This window comes from Dietzia sp. DQ11-44 (assembly GCF_014145205.1).
Classification (GTDB): Bacteria; Actinomycetota; Actinomycetes; order Mycobacteriales; family Mycobacteriaceae; genus Dietzia; species Dietzia natronolimnaea.
Map to the genome: position 1 here is coordinate 1 of NZ_JAALEC010000612.1, position 1,119 is coordinate 1,119.

The 1,119-nt window shown below is 70.8% G+C and carries 1 protein-coding gene; it reads right to left on the reverse strand.

The window, feature by feature from the left end; all coding sequences use genetic code 11:
- On the reverse strand, positions 1–910 hold a 910-nt coding region (locus G6018_RS14320; RefSeq protein WP_182639979.1), incomplete at its 3' end, for a DUF808 domain-containing protein.
- Positions 911–1,119: the final 209 nt, after the last annotated feature.

The window sequence follows — 1,119 nt, forward strand, 5'->3', positions numbered from 1 at the left end:
GGGGGACGACGTGGGCCACGGCCACCACCACCGCGCCGACGACCAGGCCGAACAGCAGCGAGCACACCGTGTTGACCAGCCACCCGAGCACGCTCCCGACGCCTGCCACCGCCGCGGCCGGCTCCTCGAGCAGGTGCACCAGGTGGTACGGGGCGGTCGCCCCGAGCTCGTCCAGGCCCACGAGCAGGATGTGTCCGCCGACCCACAGCATCGCGAGCATCCCGACGAACGAGATCACCTCGAGGACCGTCGGCATCGCCCGGACCAGACCGCTGCCGAACCTCTTCACCCCCGGGGAGTCCCTCCCGGCCAGGTGGAGTCCGATGTCGTCCATCTTCACGATCACCGCCACCACGCCGTAGACGAGCGCGGTGATGAACAGCCCCACCACCACCAGGATCGCCGCGCGGGTCCAGAACGGCTCCTCGGCGACCTCGTTGAGCGCGATCATCATGATCTCGGCGCTGAGGATGAAGTCGGTGGTCACCGCCCCGCGGATCATCCGCTTCTCCGCGTCGGGACCCTTCTCGACGACTGGCGTGGCCTCCTCGTGGTGGCCGGTGACGCGTTCCCACACCTTCTCCGCGCCCTCATAACAGAGGTACGCACCACCGAGCATCAGCAGTGGGGTGAGGATCCACGGGACGAACTGGCTGAGCAGGAGCGCGAAGACGATGATGATGGCCTTGTTGCCCAGGGAACCCGTGGCGATCCGACGGATGATGGGCAGTTCGCGCGACGGCTCCACGTCGCGGACGTACTGCGGGGTCACGGCGGTGTCGTCGACCACCACTCCGGCGGCCTTGACGCTCGCGCGTCCGGAGGCGGCCGCGATGTCGTCGGTACTGGCCGCGGCCATCCGGGCGAGGACGGCGATGTCGTCGAGCAGGGCGGCGAGACCACCGGCCATGGGTACCTCACTGTGGTGGGCGGGAGGGGTCCCCGCCGACGGGACGGCCGACCCGTGCCGGGTCGGATCGTCACAGGGTAGCCCCGTTCGGCCCGCCGCGCCCTCGCAGCCGGTCCGGCCTCAGCCCTCCACCGCGTCCAGGACCCACCTGAGTGTCGACACCCCGGTCCGCCCGAGGTGCAGGGCCACGGCCCGGGAGCCGAGGGGGC